Consider the following 18044-nt stretch of genomic DNA (forward strand, 5'->3'; position numbering starts at 1 on the left):
CCATCAACTTCAGATAGGTCCAAGTGATTGGAAGAATGCTTGCTGATCCCCAAGGTGCAGATGTCACAGCACCCTGCCCTGTTTCTGGTCCAGCCTCGGCAACGAGAGAGTGATTAGGCAAGAAAGGCGCAAGATGCTTACCTACACCGATCGGCCCAACACCTGGCCCCCCGCCACCGTGTGGGATACAGAATGTTTTATGAAGATTAAGGTGTGATACATCGCCACCAAATTTGCCAGGTTTTGCCAGACCAACCATCGCATTCATGTTGGCACCATCAACATAAACCTGGCCACCGAAGTCATGAACAATGCCACAGGTTTTACGAACTTCTTCTTCGAACACGCCATGTGTTGAAGGATAAGTAATCATAATTGCAGCAAGGTTTTCCTGATGTTTTTCTGCTTTGGCATACAGATCGTCGTTATCGATGTAACCTTCATCATCACAGTTAACCACAACAACCTTCATACCAGCCAAAGCCGCAGAAGCAGGGTTGGTTCCATGTGCAGATGCCGGAATCAAACAGATATCACGCTGTGTATCACCACGGCTTTCATGGTACTTACGAATAGCCAGAAGACCCGCATACTCCCCCTGAGATCCAGAGTTAGGCTGTAGAGAAACCGCATCATATCCGGTCACTTCAACAAGCATATCTTCCAAATCTTTAATCAGCTCAAGATACCCTTCGGCTTGATCCAGAGGAACAAAGGGATGAATCTCACCAAACTCAGGCCATGTAACGGGAATCATTTCCGTCGCGGCATTCAGCTTCATCGTACAAGATCCCAACGGAATCATCGCACGATCGAGACCGATATCCTTGTCACAAAGCTTACGTAGATAGCGCATCATTTCTGTTTCAGAATGATAGCTATTGAAAGTCGGATGGGTCAGGAAGTCAGTGCGTCGAGCAAGAGCTTCCGGAAGGTTACTCGGTGTAGATTGATCGAGACTATCTACATTTTGATCAGTAACACCAAAAGCAGTCCAAAGAGTTGCGATATCATCACGTGTCGTTGTTTCATCAATAGAAACACCCAACGTATCAGCATCAACAACCCGAAGGTTCATTTTGTGCTCACGTGCTTTCGCAGCAATCGCCTCTGCCTTCCCCTTCACATTGAGCGTCAAGGTATCAAAGAAAGCATCGTGTACAACTTCGATACCACCAGCTTTCAGCCCCGCTGCCAGAATTGAAGCAAGGCGCGATACTCTGCGTGCAATTGTCTTCAGACCTTCTGGACCGTGATAGGTCGCGTAGAAGCCAGCCATGTTTGCCAAGAGGGCCTGTGCAGTACAGATATTACTCGTCGCTTTTTCACGACGGATGTGCTGTTCCCGAGTTTGAAGTGCCATACGCAGAGCAGGCTCGCCATGCGAATCAACAGACATACCAACAAGGCGCGCAGGAATAGAACGCTTAAATTTATCGTGTGTAGCAAAGTAACCAGCGTGCGGTCCACCAAAGCCCATTGGAACACCAAAACGCTGTGCAGAACCAATTGCAAAATCAGCGCCAAGCTCACCCGGGCTTTTGATGAGTGTCAGAGCAAGGATATCCGCAGCAACACCTGCAAGACCTTTGTTCTCTTGAACAGCCGTAATCAAGTCACTGTAATCTTCGATACGACCGGAAGTACCGGGATACTGGAATAGGGCACCATAAACAGCCGCAGGATCTAAATCCTTACGAGGATCACCGATCACAACGTCATAGCCCAAAGCTTCTGCACGCGTTTGGATAACAGAAATACTTTGCGGTAAAAGATCCTGATCAACAAAGAAAGCTTCTGCTTTGCTTTTGGCAACACGACGACAGAAGGTCATCGCTTCAGCAGCGGCGGTCCCTTCGTCAAGCATAGAGGAATTCGCCAGTTCCATGCCTGTAAGGTCACTGATCATTGTCTGGTAATTCAGGATAGCTTCCAAGCGACCTTGAGAAATTTCAGCCTGATACGGTGTATAAGATGTATACCAACCCGGATTTTCTAGCACGTTTCTAAGAATCACTTTGGGAACGTGAGTGCCGTAGTACCCCATACCAATGAATGATTTAAAAACCTTATTCTTTGACGCGAGTGATTTAGCATGTGCTAGCACATCAACTTCTGTCTGGCTCTCAGCCATAGAAAGCGGCGTGGTCTCACGAATGGCCTCTGGTACAGTTTTATCAGAAAGCTCTTCCAAAGAACCAAGACCCAAGAGCGCAAGCATTTCAGTTTGCTCAGCATCATTTGGCCCAATATGACGGCGAACAAAATCTGTTTTTTGTTCTAGGTCTTTTAGAGACACATTTGTATCAGACATGGCGAATTCCTTAATTGGTAAACCAATGCACAGCTTCTTTGTCAGAAGCTGGCATCAATCAAACGTACTTAACTGAGATTACAAAGACTCAGAATTTACAGGTACTTGAGCGAGGATTAACCCTGACCTTCGATAAAGGTTTTGTATCCGGCTTCGTCCATCAACTCTTCAAGCTGTGATGCGTCTGTGATTTTGGCTTTATAGAACCAGCCCTCACCCATTGGGTCAGAGTTCACCAAGCTTGGCTCATCAGCCAAAGCTTCGTTACCAGCAATAACTTCGCCATCACAGATAGCGTAAACTTCACTGGCAGCTTTCACAGATTCGACAACAGCTGCTTCATCACCTTTTTCCAGATCTTTGCCTTCGTCTGGAACTTCAACGAACACAACATCACCAAGCTGTTCTTGAGCAAATTCTGTGATTCCAACAGTGCCGACATCACCGTCGATTAGAATCCATTCGTGGTCTTCACTGAATTTAAGTTCGCTCATAATCCTGATCCTCTAATAAATTGTTTTTATTCAGAGCCTCGAAATTGGGACGTTGCTCTGCATTCTCGTGGGCACTACCCACTATTCTTATTTCCCGAATGTTTCGATTTTTCGAAACTATCCTCGGAAATAACTCTTTTGTTCAAACGGCATTTTCACAACTTTACACGGCATTTCCTTGCCACGTACCAGTGCGTTCAATGCTGTTTCTGGTGTTTTGTAATCAGATGCCACATAAGCAATCGCTATAGGACCACCAACAGACGGGCCAAAACCACCGCTGGTTACCTTACCAACGACATCACCTTCAGCATTGGCAATTTCAACGCCAGGACGCAAAGGCGCACGTCCTTCGGGGAGGATACCAACCAAGCGTCTTGGGGCACCATCAGCTATCTGTTTCAGAATAATGTCATCACCCGGAAAGCCACCTTCAGCGCGGCGGCGTTTTTGAATAGCCCACAACAAGCCAGCTTCGATTGGTGTTGTTGTTGTATCGATATCGTTTCCATACAGGCAAAGACCTGCTTCCATACGTAGAGAATCGCGCGCGCCCAGTCCAGAAACTTCGACTTCGGGTTCATCTAGAAGGCGACGAACGATTGCCACGGCCTTATCCGCCGGAATAGCAATTTCATAACCATCTTCACCCGTATAGCCTGAACGGCTAACTTGGCAGTTAACACCATCGATTTCCAACGTCATAAAGGTCATGAACTTCATATCAGCACAACGGGCATCAAAACGCGCCAGTACATCAACGGATTTCGGCCCCTGCAAGGCAATCAGCGCGTTGTCATACTCGACTTCGACCGTAACTTGATCGCCAATTTTGGATTTAATGTGTGCGATATCAGCATCTTTACAAGCTGCATTGATAACTAAGCTCAGTCCACCAGGAACCTTTGTTATCATCAAGTCGTCAAGAATACCGCCTTCATCGTTGGTGAAAAAGCTATACCGGATAGAATTTTCTGACAAATTTTCCAGATCAGCAGGAAGAAGGCTTTCAAGTGCAGGAATTGCATTCTCACCCATGAGGCGCACAATACCCATATGGGATACATCGAAAATCGCTGCAGAGGCACGTGTATGTTTATGCTCTGTCATAATTCCTGCCGGATACTGAACAGGCATGGAATACCCTGCGAAAGGAACCATTTTGGCACCAAGTTCTACATGCAGATCATAAAGAGGTGTTTTTTTAAGGTCTTCCGACATAACCAAGCTCCAGAGCACAAAAGGTAAAACACAACAGCTATCAGCCGTTGCATCCCCCTCTGTCTTAGGACCTGAGAGATTCACAAAAAATGTTTCGCATTTTTTGCTTACTCCGTCGGTGTTTCGCGGTACGCAAAACTTTCCAGAGTTGCCTGCCTCTTGCGGTCCATGTGCCTGAGAGTTTCCGGGGCGGTTGCTCCTTCGGCGCTGTCCGTATTGTTTCGCTTAAGAAACTCTACGACAATCTCTCCCGCGAGAGGTATTTCAGCAATAGTCGGATTGTCTCACAACAACCTAACTTAGCTAGAGATTTACCCTCTTCTGGAAAAAAGTCAACCGCAGACGACACAAATTCCAGTGAACACGACAAATATCAAACAAATACAATCACTTATTTCCTAAAGGAAATTTTTCCACCAACAGATTCCCATAATCAGGCACAAGGGTGACAGCCCTTAGTTACAGTCGTGTTAATGCTGTGGGTAACAATTACCGCGGCGTTATGAAGAAAGCTTAATCTCGTGATAAACCTGAGAATCTTTAATGATAGAGCCGATTATATTTTTGTGCGGTTATAATAAAGCTCACTACGCGTAAGCTCAAAACCGATGAAAATAATATAATCATCACCTGTTTTACCATCACGTAATGGTATCGTCGGGAAAATATTGTCCACCAAAGCAACTGACGTTCTGTTGCCTTCAAATGGGGCAACAAGATCAAAGGATTCTCGGCTCAAGATTTTGCGATCATGCGTCGCGACGGCGACAAAATAATTAAACTTTGCCGCGCCATCACTGGCTGGTCCTTGTGTCAATTCAAACCGAACAACAACCTGATTATTCAGGTTGTTTGTTTCTTCATCAAGAACACAGACATTCGCAAAATTATTGATCGAAGCTTCAAATGTCACGTCAGTTAAATCACGTCCCTGCCCTTGGAAACGCGTCATTTCTTCGGCTTCTTTAAGCACAATAATCTCAGGACATGCAGGGGGGGCTTTTTCCGGCTCAATCAAACCGCACCCGGAAAGAACAAGGCCAGAAAGAATAAGGCCAGAAAGAACAGGGGATGGAAAAACAACTGCGCCTGACCGAAAAGAAATGCGCGATAATACTTTAGAGAACAGGCGACCCATAAAATGTTCTATCCCTTAATCTGACAAGGATTAAAATAACTTAAGTTAGCCAACCCACGATATCATAGTTCAGCCACAGATGAATATCTTTCATACGATTATTCCTAAATACAAAGATACCAAGGCAGAAGCAAGCACCCGATGTTTAAGATCACACTGATTTGCCCTTTTCTCGGCATCCGCACTGTATTAGTTTCGCGGTTATTATATAGATGGGCTATTCTCATCAAAAGCTTTACGGACGGATGATATGAACAAAAACGATCTCACGATACTACTTGCCAGCCCGCGGGGCTTTTGCGCCGGTGTTGATCGTGCCATTGAGATTGTGGAACGCGCCCTCGTCAAGCACGGCGCACCCGTTTATGTTCGGCATGAAATTGTTCACAACAGATACGTTGTAGAATCTCTTGAACAAAAAGGTGCGGTTTTTGTTCAAGAACTGGATCAGGTTCCCGAAGGACTTCCTGTTATTTTCTCGGCCCACGGCGTACCTAAATCTGTACCCGCCGCAGCTCAAGCTCGTGAGCTGTTATATTTTGACGCGACCTGCCCTTTGGTAAGCAAAGTCCATAGAGAAGCTGAACGTCACGAAAAAGACGGCCGTCAGGTTATTCTCATTGGGCATGCTGGACATCCTGAAGTGATTGGAACAATGGGACAGCTCAGCGATGGGTCTATTGTTCTTGTTGAAACAGAAGAAGATGCAGAGAATTTGACTGTCGAAGACCCAGATAATCTTGCATTTGTCACTCAGACAACTTTATCCGTGGATGATACAGCCTCCATTGTCAGAATATTGATGCGTCGGTTTCCAAATATGTTGGAACCGAAAAAAGAAGATATCTGTTACGCCACAACCAATCGGCAAGAAGCCGTTAAAGCAATCGCAACAAGATGCGACGCTCTTCTGGTCATCGGTGCCCCCAATTCATCAAATTCAAAACGCTTAGTGGAAGTTGCTTACAAACAAGGCTGTGAAAAAGCAGCATTGGTACAACGGGCAACAGACATCAAATGGGATGCACTTAACGGCGTAAAAACACTCGGCATAACAGCCGGGGCGTCCGCCCCTGAAATTCTGGTAGAAGAAGTAATTGATGCATTCAAAGACCATTACAATGTATCAATCGAAGAAATCAATATCCGGGATGAAAACGTTATTTTTAAAGTGCCCAAAACCCTGCTAGATACACCAGCGACAAAAGATATTCGCTGAACATCAATTACTTGATCTAATCTAGATATTATTTTTCCAAGACACCAATTTTCATTGAGACAAGAATGGCCGTTTACACAGAAGTTCCAAATGACGAAGTTGAAAGCTTCCTCACCGAATATGACATCGGTGAGGTCCTGTCCCTCAAAGGAATTGCGGAAGGCGTAGAGAACTCAAACTACATTCTTCACACGACCACGGGCCATTATATTCTGACGCTTTATGAAAAACGGGTAGAAAAAGCTGACCTCCCCTTTTTTCTGGGATATATGCAACACTTGGCGAACAATGGCATTTCATGCCCCGTACCCGTTGCAGGTAAAGATGGGAACAATCTGAGAGAACTCTGCGGACGCCCAGCTGCTATTACCACTTTCCTTGACGGTATGTGGCCAAGACGTATCCAGCCCTTTCATTGCCGAGCATTGGGTAAAACCATGGCAGAGATGCATCTCGCAGGACAGGATTTCGCTATACAAAGGCCAAATGCTCTATCAGTCAAAGGCTGGAAAGAAGTACTGGACGCTTGTGAGGGCAAAGGTGACCAGGTTAAAGCAGGCCTAACAAGCATCCTAAACAAAGAATACGAATTTTTAGAAAAACATTGGCCAACAAACCTCCCAAAGGGAGTTATACACGCCGATATGTTTCAGGATAATGTCTTCTTTATTCATGAAAAGCTCTCAGGAGTCATTGACTTCTATTTCGCCTGTAATGACATCTTGGCTTATGAACTCGCGATCTGCCTGAATGCTTGGTGTTTTGAACAGGATAATTCCTTTAACATTACAAAAGCACAACTTATGCTTCGAGCATATCAAGAAGTTCGACCACTTAACGATGAAGAACTTAATGCTCTCCCCATACTCGCCCGTGGCGCATCCCTTCGATTTTTACTGACACGGCTCTATGACTGGGTCAATCATCCCGAAGGCGCTTTTGTGAAGCCAAAAGATCCTATCGAATATTTGAACAAGTTGAAGTTTCACCAATCCGTTAAAAGCATTTCTGATTATGGAATAACCCTATGAACCAAAGAACACCTGTAGAAATCTTCACTGACGGGGCTTGTTCAGGTAATCCGGGACCAGGTGGTTGGGGCGCCTTGTTAAGGTATAAAGACACAGAAAAAGAGCTGTGTGGTGGTGACGCAGAAACCACTAATAACCGTATGGAGCTTCAAGGTGCGATATCAGCGCTGAACGCCCTTAAAAAACCATCCTATATTGTTTTGACAACTGACAGCGTGTACGTAAAAGACGGCATTACAAAATGGATTTTTAACTGGCAAAAGAACGGCTGGAAAACGGCAAATAAAAAGCCGGTGAAAAACGCAGAACTATGGCAAAACTTAGTTGAAGCCCTAAAACCTCACGACGTAGAGTGGCGTTGGGTAAAGGGTCATGCTGGACATCCTGAAAATGAGCGTGCTGATGAACTCGCACGTAAAGGCATGGCCGAATTCAAATAGGGCCATGCCTTTACTTAATACAAGGAAAGAAAACGTAATCTAGCTTTCTAGAAGTTTTAGCAAAGCTTGTGGATTTTTGTTGGCCTGAGCTTGCATCGCTAATTCGGCTTCATTAAGCACTTTGGACGTAACCAAACTGGTTACTTGCGCAGCAATATCTGCATCAGCAATTGCAGAATTAGCAGCAGACACGTTTTCAATTTGGCTGGCAATATTTTCACCTGCAACTTCAAAACGTGAGACTGTTGCTCCAATTTCTGCTCGGGCAGTGCTTACTTGATTGATCGCACTATCAATTGCCCCAATTGCTGTCGTCGCATTCGCTGCGCTATCTACAGTTAAGCCCGATATACCTAGGGCTGCCCCCGTAACATCGACACCATCAAGAGAAATTGTATCCCCGACATCTGTTCCAACAAGAAAATCAGAACTATCTGTATTATCGAGAAGCCCTCGACCATTAAAAGTGGTCTGGTTTGCTATTCCAGAGACTTCGTCTCTAATCTGAACAAACTCTGCATTTATTGCCTGAAGACTGGCAGGATCTTGTGTCCCACCCAAAGCTTGTGCTGCAAGCTCTTTCATTCGCATCAAGCCATCAGAAATTCTGGCAAGTCCTCCATCTGCAATTTGCCCGATACTTGCGCCTTGCGCAGCAGTAGCTGCATTTTGATTGAGAACAACCGTGTCTGATTGCAAAACAGTTGAAATAGCCAAAGAAGCTGCCGCATCGGAAGCCCTCGGAATATTAGAACCACTTGCTAATTTATTGATACTATTTTGCTGCAAACGTGAATTTTGCAGTGACGTCGCATTAATCGACGCGCCATTAACGGTAGGCATTTGACCGTCTCCAATACTTAGAGAGTGTTACGCGCATACCTGCGCAGTGCACCATTACTAGTGGTCTTATTTTGAGCCTGATAAGAAAAAAAATCAATAACTTACGTATCCAAAGCACCTTATATTTCAATAAAATTTTAGACAGTTTTTATGCTATCTGTAAAAAATCCAATTTTTCAGCAACTTGCTTGATCACAACAACCAAAGCTATTCGCCTATTTTTTTCCTCATTCGCACAAATCCTCAGAGTCGGCACGCGCCATATATCAGCGCAAAGTTGAAAAAATCACAAAAAGAAACATTAAAATACATTTTGAGGTAAGATGCCAAATACACTTTTAACAGGGTCGATATACCTTTGAATATGATTCAAAAGAAATCCCTACCATTAGTATCACTGATACTAATGGTCATTGTTGTAACAACGAGAACATCAAATCCCAGCCGTGCTGAAGGATTAGTGGTAGATATGGAACTCATATTGGCTGTCGATTGTTCTTACAGTGTCAGCCAAGCGGAGTATCTATTACAGATGAACGGGCTGGCACGCGCCCTTCGTTCATCCGCAGTAAATACAGCAATACAATCTGGACATTACAAAAGAATATCTATTGCGTTAATTCAATGGTCAGGCACAAATAATCAGATTGTTTCAATTCCCTGGACAGTTATAGGCTCCCCCATTTCTGTAGACAATCTTGCCCTGCGGGTGAGTAAACTCCCCAGACACGTTTCCCTTGGGCCTACATCGATTTCTGCTGTAATTGCCAAGTCACTTCATATGTTCAACAACACCCCTTATAGATCCTACAGAAAGGTGCTGGATATATCTGGGGATGGACGGAATAACGATGGTGTGCCCGCCCATTTTTTGCGCGATGTTGCCATCAAAAAAGGAGTAACCGTTAATGGCCTTGCCATTATCAATGAAACGCCGACCCTACATCACTACTTTCGAAATGCTGTGATCGGTGGACAGGGAAGCTTTGTTATAAAAGCCAATTCTTACGAGGCCTATGAATATGCCATTCAAAAAAAGCTTGTTCGGGAAATAGCTCCCCTGCCCATTGTTCAGAATACTTTTTAAAGGTCTTCTAACAGAACCTCTGCCGCTGACGCTTCATAAGCGCCGGCATCTTCAACATGGAGCGATGCCACGACACCATCCTTGATCAGCATGGAAAATCTGGCTGCGCGTTGGCCAAGACCAACCCCTGACGCATCGATAGTCAACCCAACACCCTCGGCTAGTTCGCCCAATCCATCAGCCAACATCATGATATCTCCCTCTGGATCAAGCAAATCCCCCCAAGCCTTCATCACAAAAGGATCATTCACTGACATACAGGCGATAATATCGACACCTTTATCGCGTAATTTTTGTGCGTTTTCTTTATAGCTTGGAAAATGTTGTTCCTGACAAGTCGGCGTAAACGCCCCCGGAACCGCGAAAAAAGCAACCGTTTTACCCGCGCAAAATTCAGCAAAATCAATTTTATCAATCCCCTCGGCATTCTTATTCCAAACGGAAGCAGAGGGAACTTTGTCTCCAACTGAAATCGTCATCTTATTTCCAATCAATATGTTAAATTTATTTATTCGATGCTTGTTCAAAAGCATCTAATACTTCATCTATGGTCAACAACTCGGATAACACTATCCCTTCTGGTGCACCGGGACCATAAATAATATTAAATGGAATACCATAGCGGTTATAGCTTTCTAAATATGCGGTAATCACATCACTTGGCAGGGTCCAGTCAGCTTGCATTGCCAAAACATTTTCCTTTAATAACAAGGACTGGATTTCATCCTGTTCCAAAACAAGCTTCTTGTTTACCTGACAGGTAATACACCAGTCAGCTGTGACATCAACAAAGACCACCCTACCGTTACCGACTTCTGAAGCTATCTGTTCTTGAGCAAAGGGTATCCAGTAATCCGAAACAGATACCTTATCGGCAGAGACGGAAAATTTATAGGGAACTGCCAAGGCGAGAATAGCAAACAAAGAAACAGCAAAAAAACGCTTTCCAAGCGCAAGCGATTTAACCGCCAAAGCAGCCATGCCAAGAACTAAAAGCCCTGTGACAAGGACTGTTGCCAGCCAGCCGACCTGAACAAAAAGAACGGATAGAAGCCACGCAACTGTCCCCAGTAAAAGAATTCCAAGGACACCTCTCAGCCAAACCATCCAGGTTCCCGGCTTAGGTAGAAAAGTGGCAAGCCTTGGTTTTGCAGCAACGATCAAATAAGGCAATGACATACCAATTCCGAGGAAGGTAAAAATCGCAAAGATTTCCCAGGTTCCCCGTGCCAAAGCAAAACCAACCGCCGTTCCTAAAAATGGCGCGGAGCAGGGTGTTGCCAAAAGCGTGGCGAACATTCCCTTGAGAAAATCGCCACTAGCCCCCTGCTTTTCACTTACACTCACCGCACGGTTCATCACCCCACCCGGAGCCAGGAACTCAAACCAGCCAAAAAGATTTGCTGCAAACAAGGAAACAATCCCGCTCATCGCAATGAGAAATAGGGGTTGTTGAAACTGTATCCCCCATCCCACTGAAAAACCCGTAACCTTCAACAATGATGCCGCCGCAGCCAATATCCAGAAGGAGGTCAGAATACCCAAACTTGTTGCAACAAAGCTCTTGCGAATGCCCTGTTGATCAGTCTTTTCATGCTTGATCACTGACATCAGCTTCAAAGAAAGCACTGGCAGGACACAGGGCATTAGGTTGAGAATGAACCCACCCAATAACGCTATTCCAAGAAATGGCAAAAATTCCAAAATCCCAATACTTGTCCCTGCTGGAATTTCTTTATATCTGGAAACGGTTTTAAGTTCTGCGCCCTTAGTACCCTCGACAAGAGACAAGGTGATTTGTTTGCCTTCTAAAACGCCCTTGGTTTCCTTCGCAATCGAAACCGGAATGATGAATTCAGCTTTGCGGCCACCATCAAGGATAACAACGTCAGGTGCAGAGAATGAAAAGCCGGGAGGTCCCTCGACAATTACATCAGGTTTTCGAAATTCGTGGTTCTCTGCAGCCGCATAAACCTTGAGAATAAGGTCTTCATTTTCGCCTTCGAGAAAACTGTCTGTAATACCAAAATCAGTTTCACTTCCAAGTCCAGGAACTTGTTGAATATAAGTATCGATGATACCAGCTTCCAAAGAAGGAAACGCGTCTCCCGCCGGAATACGGATAGCCACTTCGGCATCAAAAGGAATACAAATTTCCTTACAAAGCAAATAACTCGCTGTCCCTCGCAAGGTTACATCCCGCGTCGGATCTTCCGCCTGAACTTCAAACGGGAAAACAACCTCTTTGCTATAGCCAAATGTTTGTAAACCAAAGAGTGTAAAACGATGAGGAACCGGCCAGTAAAACTGCCAAGACTTCAAATTATCGCTTGCGGCCAGATCGAGAGAGACCGGAAAACCAGCATCACCAGGTGAGCGCCAATAGGTCTTCCAGCCTTCTTTTAGTTCAAACTGAAGCCCAAGCATCACCTTGCCAGCATCGCCGAGGGTTTCCTGTCCCGTCACCAGACGAACCCGCGAGAACTCTTCATCAACCCAAGGAGATGAAGAACCAAGGGCCGTATAAGGCAAAGAAAACAATCCAAAGAAAACAAGAACCATTCCCTGCAGGGCTCGATACAGATTGCCGTTTATCTTTTGCTGTAAAAAACGCATATATTCCTAGTTTCTGACCTTAGCCAGCACCACCAAAGCGATGCTGTAATTTTTGCTTTAGACTTACTCTTTTCTAAATATTAAGATGTAAACCTATATAGTATAAACGAATTGTGACGATGTGACGGAATGCCTCGGCTTATAATCACCATAAGACCTTGAAGCAACGCAATGATCAACATCTCAATATCTGCTCAGGAGGGATGAAATATCAATGACAAGCTTTCAGAGTAACGGTTATTTGACCGGAAAGTTACTGATAGCCATGCCACAGATGACAGATTCACGCTTTGTAAAATCGGTCATTTATATATGTGCCCATAATGAAGATGGCGCCATGGGGCTTGTGTTGAACCAAATCATCGAAAGCTTCTCTTTTATCGATCTATTGGAACAATTGGAAATACCACCAACAGAAGTATCATCCCAGATCAAGGTACATTTTGGCGGCCCTGTAGAATCTGGCCGCGGTTTTGTTCTGCATAGTAATGATTACCAACAGGACGGAACAATGCTGGTTGCAGAAACGGTCTCTATGACAGCAACGGTTGATATTCTGAGCGACCTCGCCAACAACAGAGGCCCAGAAAAAAGCCTGCTTGCTCTGGGTTATGCCGGATGGGGTCCTGGCCAACTAAATGACGAATTGCACCAAAATGGCTGGTTGGTCGCAGATCAGGATGACGAAATACTCTTCGGATCAAATTTAATGGATAAATGGAATCTTGCCATGTCCAAAATTGGAATAGATCCCGCCTTACTATCCGGCGAAGCCGGACACGCCTAAATTAATAATCTACTGATTAGGCTTTGACCTCGGTAACAGGTGGCAGATTAATCCACCCACGGCGAGAAAGGCGCGGGTCATTTTCTAAGAGAGCAAAGGTTATATGATCCTGCCACATCGCATTGATCTTCAAATACCCCCGGGCCTTCCCCTCTTCCTGAAAACCTACCTTTTTTAGCACTGACTGGCTTGGACCATTATGTTCCAAACAGGCCGCTTCCAAACGATGCAAGCCCAATTCATCAAATGCATAATCGATCAGTGCAGATAAGATCTCTGTCATATAGCCCTTACCTGCATGTACTTCGCCCATCCAATACCCGATCGTCCCCATATAGGCCGCGCCACGGCGTATATTCCCCAAGGTGATCCCGCCAAGCATTGTGTGGTTATCCCGAGAAAAGGCATAAAAAGTATAACCAGCATCATTACGCCAATCGAATTTATATGCCCTAAGCTTGTCCCGAAATGACGATCGCGTCAGATTATCACTACCCCAGGCAGGTTCCCATGGGGACAAAAAATCACGACTCTCACGTCGTAGGTTGGACCATTCTTTCCAATCCCCAGACTGGGGGGCACGCAGGTAAATCCGCTCGTTCATCAAGCGTAATTTCCGCATATCCCAATGGCTCATCCCACTTAAAAACATTAAGCAACAAACCTCTTTTGCAGCTGTTCTTTACTTTCCAGATTACCAAGAGGCCCCATCGCAGCAAGCGTCATAGGGCTTTTCAAAAGCTGTTGAGCAAAACCCTGGACCATCTCCACATCAACGGCATCAATCTTCGCAACGGTTTCCTCAACAGAGATAACCCGATCAAAAATCAAAAGTTGCTGAGCAAGCTGTTCACAGCGGACGCCAGTGCTTTCCCGCCCCATCAGAATAGAAGCCTTTAACTGCGTTCTTGCTCTGACAATTTCTTCCTCGGTAACGGTTGAGGAAAGATCCATCAGCATATCCGAAACAACGGGAACAAGTTCATCTATCTCTTTCTCTCCGGTCCCAGCATAGATGCCAAAAAGACCATTATCCATAAAGCTGGATGCAAAAGAATAGATCGTATAAACAAGCCCCCGCTTTTCGCGAATTTCCTGAAATAGTCGTGACGACATCCCCCCGCCAAACAAGGTAGAGAGAACGTTAGCAGCGTAATAATCTTCGCTCGCAAACTCAGCACCTTTAAACCCAAGGAGCAGGTGAACTTGTTCCAGATCTCTATCTTCCCTGAATTCCCCCCCGGTATATTCAGACTGTGGTAAGGGAGCCAGATTAACTTTTCCCAGGCCACTGAAGTGCTCTTCGGCAAGTTTAACAAAGGCCTGATGATCTACATTACCAGATGCACAAACCACCATAGTATCACTACCGTAGTTACCCGAAAGGTAGCTACGAAGATCCTCAGCACTTAACCGACTAACAATCTCTCCTCGTCCAAGAACCGGGCGCCCAAGTGCTTGTGCAGCAAAGGCCGTTTCCTGAAAGTGGTCAAAGACGATATCATCTGGTGTATCATTTGCTTGGCCAATTTCCTGCAAGACGACATGACGCTCTTTTTTGAGTTCACTTTCATCAAACAGAGGCTTCTGCAAAATATCAGCAACCGTATCCAGCGCGAGTGGAACGTCATCTTTAAGCACTTTTGCATAGAAGGCCGTATTTTCCCGAGACGTATAGGCATTCAGTTGCCCGCCTACGGCTTCGATCTCTTCTGCAATATCAAATGACGTTCGTTTCTCTGTCCCCTTGAACACCATATGCTCAAGCAAGTGGGCGACACCATTTACATTAGCGCCTTCATGTCGGGCACCAACACCAATCCAAGCCCCTAAGGAGACGGATTCTACTGCGTTCTGTTGATCTGTGGCAACGCGCAATCCATTTGACAGTGTTGAAATTTCAATTGTCATTATTTAACTGTTTCTCCGACGAGACAGCACCATGTCTTTTAATTTACCCAAATCGTTTTCCATTACTTTATACTGTTCTTCCCGATCAAAAAGATCGGCCATATGTTCCGGCAACTCAGGTGTAACACCAGAAGCTTTATGAACGGCATCAGGGAATTTAGCAGGATGAGCCGTTGCCATACAAACCATCGCGGGAACATCTTCGCGCACATTGGCTACCGCAGCAGCCACAGCAATCACAGAATGTGGGTCAAACAATTCACCCGTCTGTTCATAATATTTTTTAATTTCAGCAAGCGTTTGCTCGTCATCAAGACGATAGGCATCAAACAATCTGAGAGCCCGTTGATGACGTGCAGGTTCCAAATCAAAGTTTCCACTTTCACGGAACGATGTCAGTGCAGCTTCAACAGCTGGACCATCTTGATCAAGTAAATCAAACAACAGCCGTTCAAAATTACTGGAAACCTGAATATCCATAGATGGGGACAGGCTTGGTTCAACAGGGTTCATGGTCATTGAACCCGTTTCAAAGAACCGGGTGAGAATATCATTGCGGTTAGAGCCAACAATTAACTGGGATACCGGGAGTCCCATTCGTCCTGCAGCATAGGCCGCAAAAACATTACCAAAATTACCTGTGGGGACAGAGAAGCCCACGGGACGATCCGGAGCACCAAGGGCAACCCCAGCAGCAAAATAATAGGCAATCTGGGACATAATCCGTGCCCAGTTAATGGAATTTACCGCAGATAGATTTACCGAATCCCGGAAATTCTGATCATTGAACATTGCCTTCACATGGTCTTGGCAATCATCAAATGTTCCCTCAAGGGCGATATTGATTACGTTGTGCGAGGTGACAGTTGTCATCTGGCGTCGCTGCACTTCAGAAACACGCCCATGAGGATGCAGAATATAAATATCAATTTGATCCCGATCCCGACATGCTTCAATCGCCGCAGAACCCGTATCACCCGAAGTCGCCCCAACAATCGTGATTCGCTCACCACGTTTCGCAAGGACGTAATCAAAAAGACGCCCAAGCATCTGCAAGGCAAAATCTTTAAATGCAAGCGTCGGACCGTGGAAAAGTTCCATGACCCAGATGCGCCCATTTATCTGTTTTAAAGGAGCAACAGCGGAATGTCTGAAGTCAGCGTAGCTGTCTTCGACGATCGTCTTTAGATCCTGATCAGGGATAACACCGGCAACAAATGGCTTCACAACGCGAAAGACAATTTCCGTATAGGGCTGACCAGCCATGTCGCGGATTTCTTCTGCAGAAAACTGGGGCCAGCTTTCCGGAAGATAAAGTCCACCGTCCCGGGCCAATCCAGCAAGGAGTACGTCGTCGAAGTTAAGGGCTTCTGCCTGCCCACGAGTGCTGATGTATTTCATGATTTCCTAGACCGTCACTTTTGCAACGAAACAAGCCCATCGGGCTAAAGCCAAAAACCTTACTGCGCCTTTATCGTAGCAGCAAGTAAGATCAATTTTACTATGGTTTTCCTGTACCAAGATCAAGCATCAAGATTAAACGTCAAGATAACGGGCCTTCAAATGTGCTTTGAATACCTGTGGATCAAGAGGATGCCCTGTAACTGTTGTCAGTAATTCATCTGTGGAGAGGAAAGATCCCCAAGCGTGTACATTCTCATTCAGCCAGCCCATAAGGGGTTTAAAGTTTCCTTGGGCTAACGCGGATGGAATTTCAGGTACCGCCGCCTTTGCCGCTGCAAACAACTGGGCCGCAGCCATGGCACCCAAAGTATAGGTCGGGAAATATCCCCAAGCACCGTCATACCAGTGAATATCCTGAAGACAACCAAGCGTATCGTTGGGTGGGCGAATACCCAGCAACTTTTCTAACCCGTCATTCCACGCCTGAGGTAAATCTTCAAGCCCCATGGATCCTTTAATGAGTTCTTTTTCCAGACGGTAGCGCAGAATAACGTGCGATGGATAGGTAACTTCATCGGCATCAACCCGTATAAAATCAGGCTTAACTTTGTTATAGATACGCTGCATGTTCTCGGGGCCCCAAGAAGATCCTTTTCCACCAAAGGCTGCTTTCGCTTTTTCGGCAACAAACGAAACAAATTCTTCGCTTCGGCTCGCTTGCATCTCGATGATAAGCGATTGGCTCTCATGCATCGTCATTCCACGTGCAGCCCCAACAGGCTGAAGACGCCAATCCTTAGGCAAATTCCGTTCGTACATTGCATGACCAGTTTCATGAAGGACGCCCATCAGCGACGTCATAAAATCAGTTTCATCGTACCGTGTTGTTATCCGGATATCATCCGGCACACCGCCACAGAAAGGATGCAAGCTCACATCAAGACGACCATAATTGAAATCAAAGCCTACAGCCTTGATCATTTCGCGCCCCAACGTTTCTTGTGCTTTTAAAGAAAATGGACCGCCAGGCATTTCTGCAGCTGGCTCTGATGCCTGCTTTTCCAATACAGCCTGTGTAAAGTCTGGTAAGAACGCAGCCAGATCATCAAAGATCGCATCAATGCGAATTGACTTCCCCCCCGGTTCGAAATGATCCAACAGGGCGTCATAGGTATCACATTTAAAAAGTTCGGCTTTGATCTTGGCTTCTTGTTGCGTGAGATTAAGCACTTCTTTCATCGCAGGCAAAATTGAAGCAAAATCATTATTTGGGCGTGCTTCACGCCAGATCATTTCACAGCGTTTACCAGCTTTGGTTTGCGCTTCGACAAAATCACCATCAAGTGCTGTCGCATGTCGCCAGATCCGCTGCATCTCGCGCAGATTAGCTAACTGCCAACTACCAAGATCCCCTTTGCTTTCCAGAGCTTGCGCAAACAAGTCTTCCACTTCACTGCTGGTCAAGATTTCATGCTGAACACCACTAAGAGCAGCAAGCTGTTCCATTCTGGCTTCGGCACCGCCGGCAGGCATGACTGT

The 18044-nt window shown here is 45.6% G+C and carries 16 protein-coding genes and 1 riboswitch; of the genes, 5 read left to right on the forward strand and 11 right to left on the reverse strand.

Annotated features, from left to right (window positions below):
* The 4 genes from gcvP to Q0241_RS06380 all read right to left on the reverse strand — a co-directional run.
* A partial coding sequence (gcvP, locus tag Q0241_RS06365) for an aminomethyl-transferring glycine dehydrogenase (protein ID WP_299374849.1) occupies positions 1–2314 on the reverse strand: 2314 nt, incomplete at its 3' end.
* A gap of 116 nt (positions 2315–2430) precedes the next feature.
* The gene (gcvH, locus tag Q0241_RS06370) at positions 2431–2808 is read right to left on the reverse strand and encodes a glycine cleavage system protein GcvH (RefSeq protein ID WP_299374852.1); all 378 of its coding nucleotides are present in this window, start codon (positions 2806–2808) and stop codon (positions 2431–2433) included.
* 117 nt (positions 2809–2925) lie between these two features.
* A complete protein-coding gene (gcvT, locus tag Q0241_RS06375; RefSeq protein ID WP_299374855.1) occupies positions 2926–4029 on the reverse strand; it encodes a glycine cleavage system aminomethyltransferase GcvT in 1104 nt (367 codons plus the stop codon).
* A gap of 152 nt (positions 4030–4181) precedes the next feature.
* Positions 4182–4292: riboswitch (glycine riboswitch) on the reverse strand.
* A gap of 293 nt (positions 4293–4585) precedes the next feature.
* The gene (locus tag Q0241_RS06380) at positions 4586–5167 is read right to left on the reverse strand and encodes a hypothetical protein (RefSeq protein WP_299374858.1); all 582 of its coding nucleotides are present in this window, start codon (positions 5165–5167) and stop codon (positions 4586–4588) included.
* 250 nt (positions 5168–5417) lie between these two features.
* Between Q0241_RS06380 and ispH the strand changes: the two genes are divergently transcribed.
* The 3 genes from ispH to rnhA all read left to right on the forward strand — a co-directional run bounded on the left by ispH (position 5418) and on the right by rnhA (position 7857).
* On the forward strand, positions 5418–6386 hold the full coding sequence (ispH, locus tag Q0241_RS06385) for a 4-hydroxy-3-methylbut-2-enyl diphosphate reductase (protein ID WP_299374861.1): 969 nt from the start codon (positions 5418–5420) through the stop codon (positions 6384–6386).
* Between the two features lie 65 nt (positions 6387–6451).
* Positions 6452–7417, forward strand: coding sequence for a homoserine kinase (locus tag Q0241_RS06390; protein WP_299374864.1), 966 nt, complete (start codon positions 6452–6454; stop codon positions 7415–7417).
* Positions 7414–7857, forward strand: coding sequence for a ribonuclease HI (gene rnhA, locus Q0241_RS06395; RefSeq protein ID WP_299374867.1), 444 nt, complete (start codon positions 7414–7416; stop codon positions 7855–7857). The genes Q0241_RS06390 and rnhA overlap by 4 nt, the downstream gene beginning before the upstream one ends.
* A gap of 39 nt (positions 7858–7896) precedes the next feature.
* Here the strand turns inward: rnhA and Q0241_RS06400 are convergent, their stop codons facing one another.
* A complete protein-coding gene (locus Q0241_RS06400; protein WP_299374870.1) occupies positions 7897–8700 on the reverse strand; it encodes a flagellin in 804 nt (267 codons plus the stop codon).
* A gap of 469 nt (positions 8701–9169) precedes the next feature.
* On the opposite strand from Q0241_RS06400, the gene Q0241_RS06405 reads away from it, so the two are divergent.
* Entirely contained in the window at positions 9170–9787 is a 618-nt protein-coding gene (locus tag Q0241_RS06405) for a DUF1194 domain-containing protein (protein WP_299374873.1), read from the forward strand.
* On the opposite strand, the gene Q0241_RS06410 is transcribed toward Q0241_RS06405, so the two are convergent.
* The gene (locus tag Q0241_RS06410) at positions 9784–10266 is read right to left on the reverse strand and encodes a peroxiredoxin (protein ID WP_299374875.1); all 483 of its coding nucleotides are present in this window, start codon (positions 10264–10266) and stop codon (positions 9784–9786) included. The genes Q0241_RS06405 and Q0241_RS06410 overlap by 4 nt on opposite strands.
* A gap of 25 nt (positions 10267–10291) precedes the next feature.
* Positions 10292–12403 (reverse strand): protein-disulfide reductase DsbD domain-containing protein, encoded by a 2112-nt coding sequence (locus Q0241_RS06415; RefSeq protein ID WP_299374877.1) that lies wholly within the window; start codon positions 12401–12403, stop codon positions 10292–10294.
* A 214-nt stretch (positions 12404–12617) separates the two neighbouring features.
* Between Q0241_RS06415 and Q0241_RS06420 the strand changes: the two genes are divergently transcribed.
* Positions 12618–13190 carry a YqgE/AlgH family protein gene (locus Q0241_RS06420; RefSeq protein ID WP_299374879.1) on the forward strand — a complete coding sequence of 191 codons (573 nt, stop codon included), beginning with the start codon at positions 12618–12620 and terminating at the stop codon, positions 13188–13190.
* A gap of 16 nt (positions 13191–13206) precedes the next feature.
* Here the strand turns inward: Q0241_RS06420 and Q0241_RS06425 are convergent, their stop codons facing one another.
* The 4 genes from Q0241_RS06425 to Q0241_RS06440 form a co-directional block, all read right to left on the reverse strand.
* Positions 13207–13842: a GNAT family protein gene (locus Q0241_RS06425; RefSeq protein WP_299374882.1), complete on the reverse strand. Its 636-nt coding sequence runs from the start codon at positions 13840–13842 to the stop codon at positions 13207–13209.
* Positions 13842–15101 carry a pitrilysin family protein gene (locus Q0241_RS06430; protein ID WP_299374885.1) on the reverse strand — a complete coding sequence of 420 codons (1260 nt, stop codon included), beginning with the start codon at positions 15099–15101 and terminating at the stop codon, positions 13842–13844. The genes Q0241_RS06425 and Q0241_RS06430 overlap by 1 nt, the downstream gene beginning before the upstream one ends.
* A 3-nt stretch (positions 15102–15104) precedes the next feature.
* Positions 15105–16502, reverse strand: coding sequence for a threonine synthase (gene thrC / locus Q0241_RS06435; protein WP_299374888.1), 1398 nt, complete (start codon positions 16500–16502; stop codon positions 15105–15107).
* Between the two features lie 135 nt (positions 16503–16637).
* The coding region (locus tag Q0241_RS06440) for a carboxypeptidase M32 (RefSeq protein ID WP_299374891.1) at positions 16638–18044 on the reverse strand (1407 nt) is incomplete at its 5' end.

Source organism: uncultured Kiloniella sp., from assembly GCF_937128705.1.
GTDB lineage: Bacteria > Pseudomonadota > Alphaproteobacteria > Kiloniellales > Kiloniellaceae > Kiloniella.

Excerpts from the sequence above, each read along its gene's own strand:
- Q0241_RS06390 (WP_299374864.1), top strand. The coding sequence starts at position 6,452 with ATGGCCGTTTACACAGAAGTTCCAAATGACGAAGTTGAAAGCTTCCTC.
- Q0241_RS06410 (WP_299374875.1), bottom strand. The coding sequence starts at position 10,266 with ATGACGATTTCAGTTGGAGACAAAGTTCCCTCTGCTTCCGTTTGGAAT.
- thrC (WP_299374888.1), bottom strand. The coding sequence starts at position 16,502 with ATGAAATACATCAGCACTCGTGGGCAGGCAGAAGCCCTTAACTTCGAC.
- Q0241_RS06425 (WP_299374882.1), bottom strand. The coding sequence starts at position 13,842 with ATGTTTTTAAGTGGGATGAGCCATTGGGATATGCGGAAATTACGCTTG.
- gcvH (WP_299374852.1), bottom strand. The coding sequence starts at position 2,808 with ATGAGCGAACTTAAATTCAGTGAAGACCACGAATGGATTCTAATCGAC.
- gcvT (WP_299374855.1), bottom strand. The coding sequence starts at position 4,029 with ATGTCGGAAGACCTTAAAAAAACACCTCTTTATGATCTGCATGTAGAA.
- Q0241_RS06430 (WP_299374885.1), bottom strand. The coding sequence starts at position 15,101 with ATGACAATTGAAATTTCAACACTGTCAAATGGATTGCGCGTTGCCACA.
- rnhA (WP_299374867.1), top strand. The coding sequence starts at position 7,414 with ATGAACCAAAGAACACCTGTAGAAATCTTCACTGACGGGGCTTGTTCA.
- ispH (WP_299374861.1), top strand. The coding sequence starts at position 5,418 with ATGAACAAAAACGATCTCACGATACTACTTGCCAGCCCGCGGGGCTTT.
- Q0241_RS06420 (WP_299374879.1), top strand. The coding sequence starts at position 12,618 with ATGACAAGCTTTCAGAGTAACGGTTATTTGACCGGAAAGTTACTGATA.
- Q0241_RS06415 (WP_299374877.1), bottom strand. The coding sequence starts at position 12,403 with ATGCGTTTTTTACAGCAAAAGATAAACGGCAATCTGTATCGAGCCCTG.
- Q0241_RS06380 (WP_299374858.1), bottom strand. The coding sequence starts at position 5,167 with ATGGGTCGCCTGTTCTCTAAAGTATTATCGCGCATTTCTTTTCGGTCA.
- Q0241_RS06405 (WP_299374873.1), top strand. The coding sequence starts at position 9,170 with ATGGAACTCATATTGGCTGTCGATTGTTCTTACAGTGTCAGCCAAGCG.
- Q0241_RS06400 (WP_299374870.1), bottom strand. The coding sequence starts at position 8,700 with ATGCCTACCGTTAATGGCGCGTCGATTAATGCGACGTCACTGCAAAAT.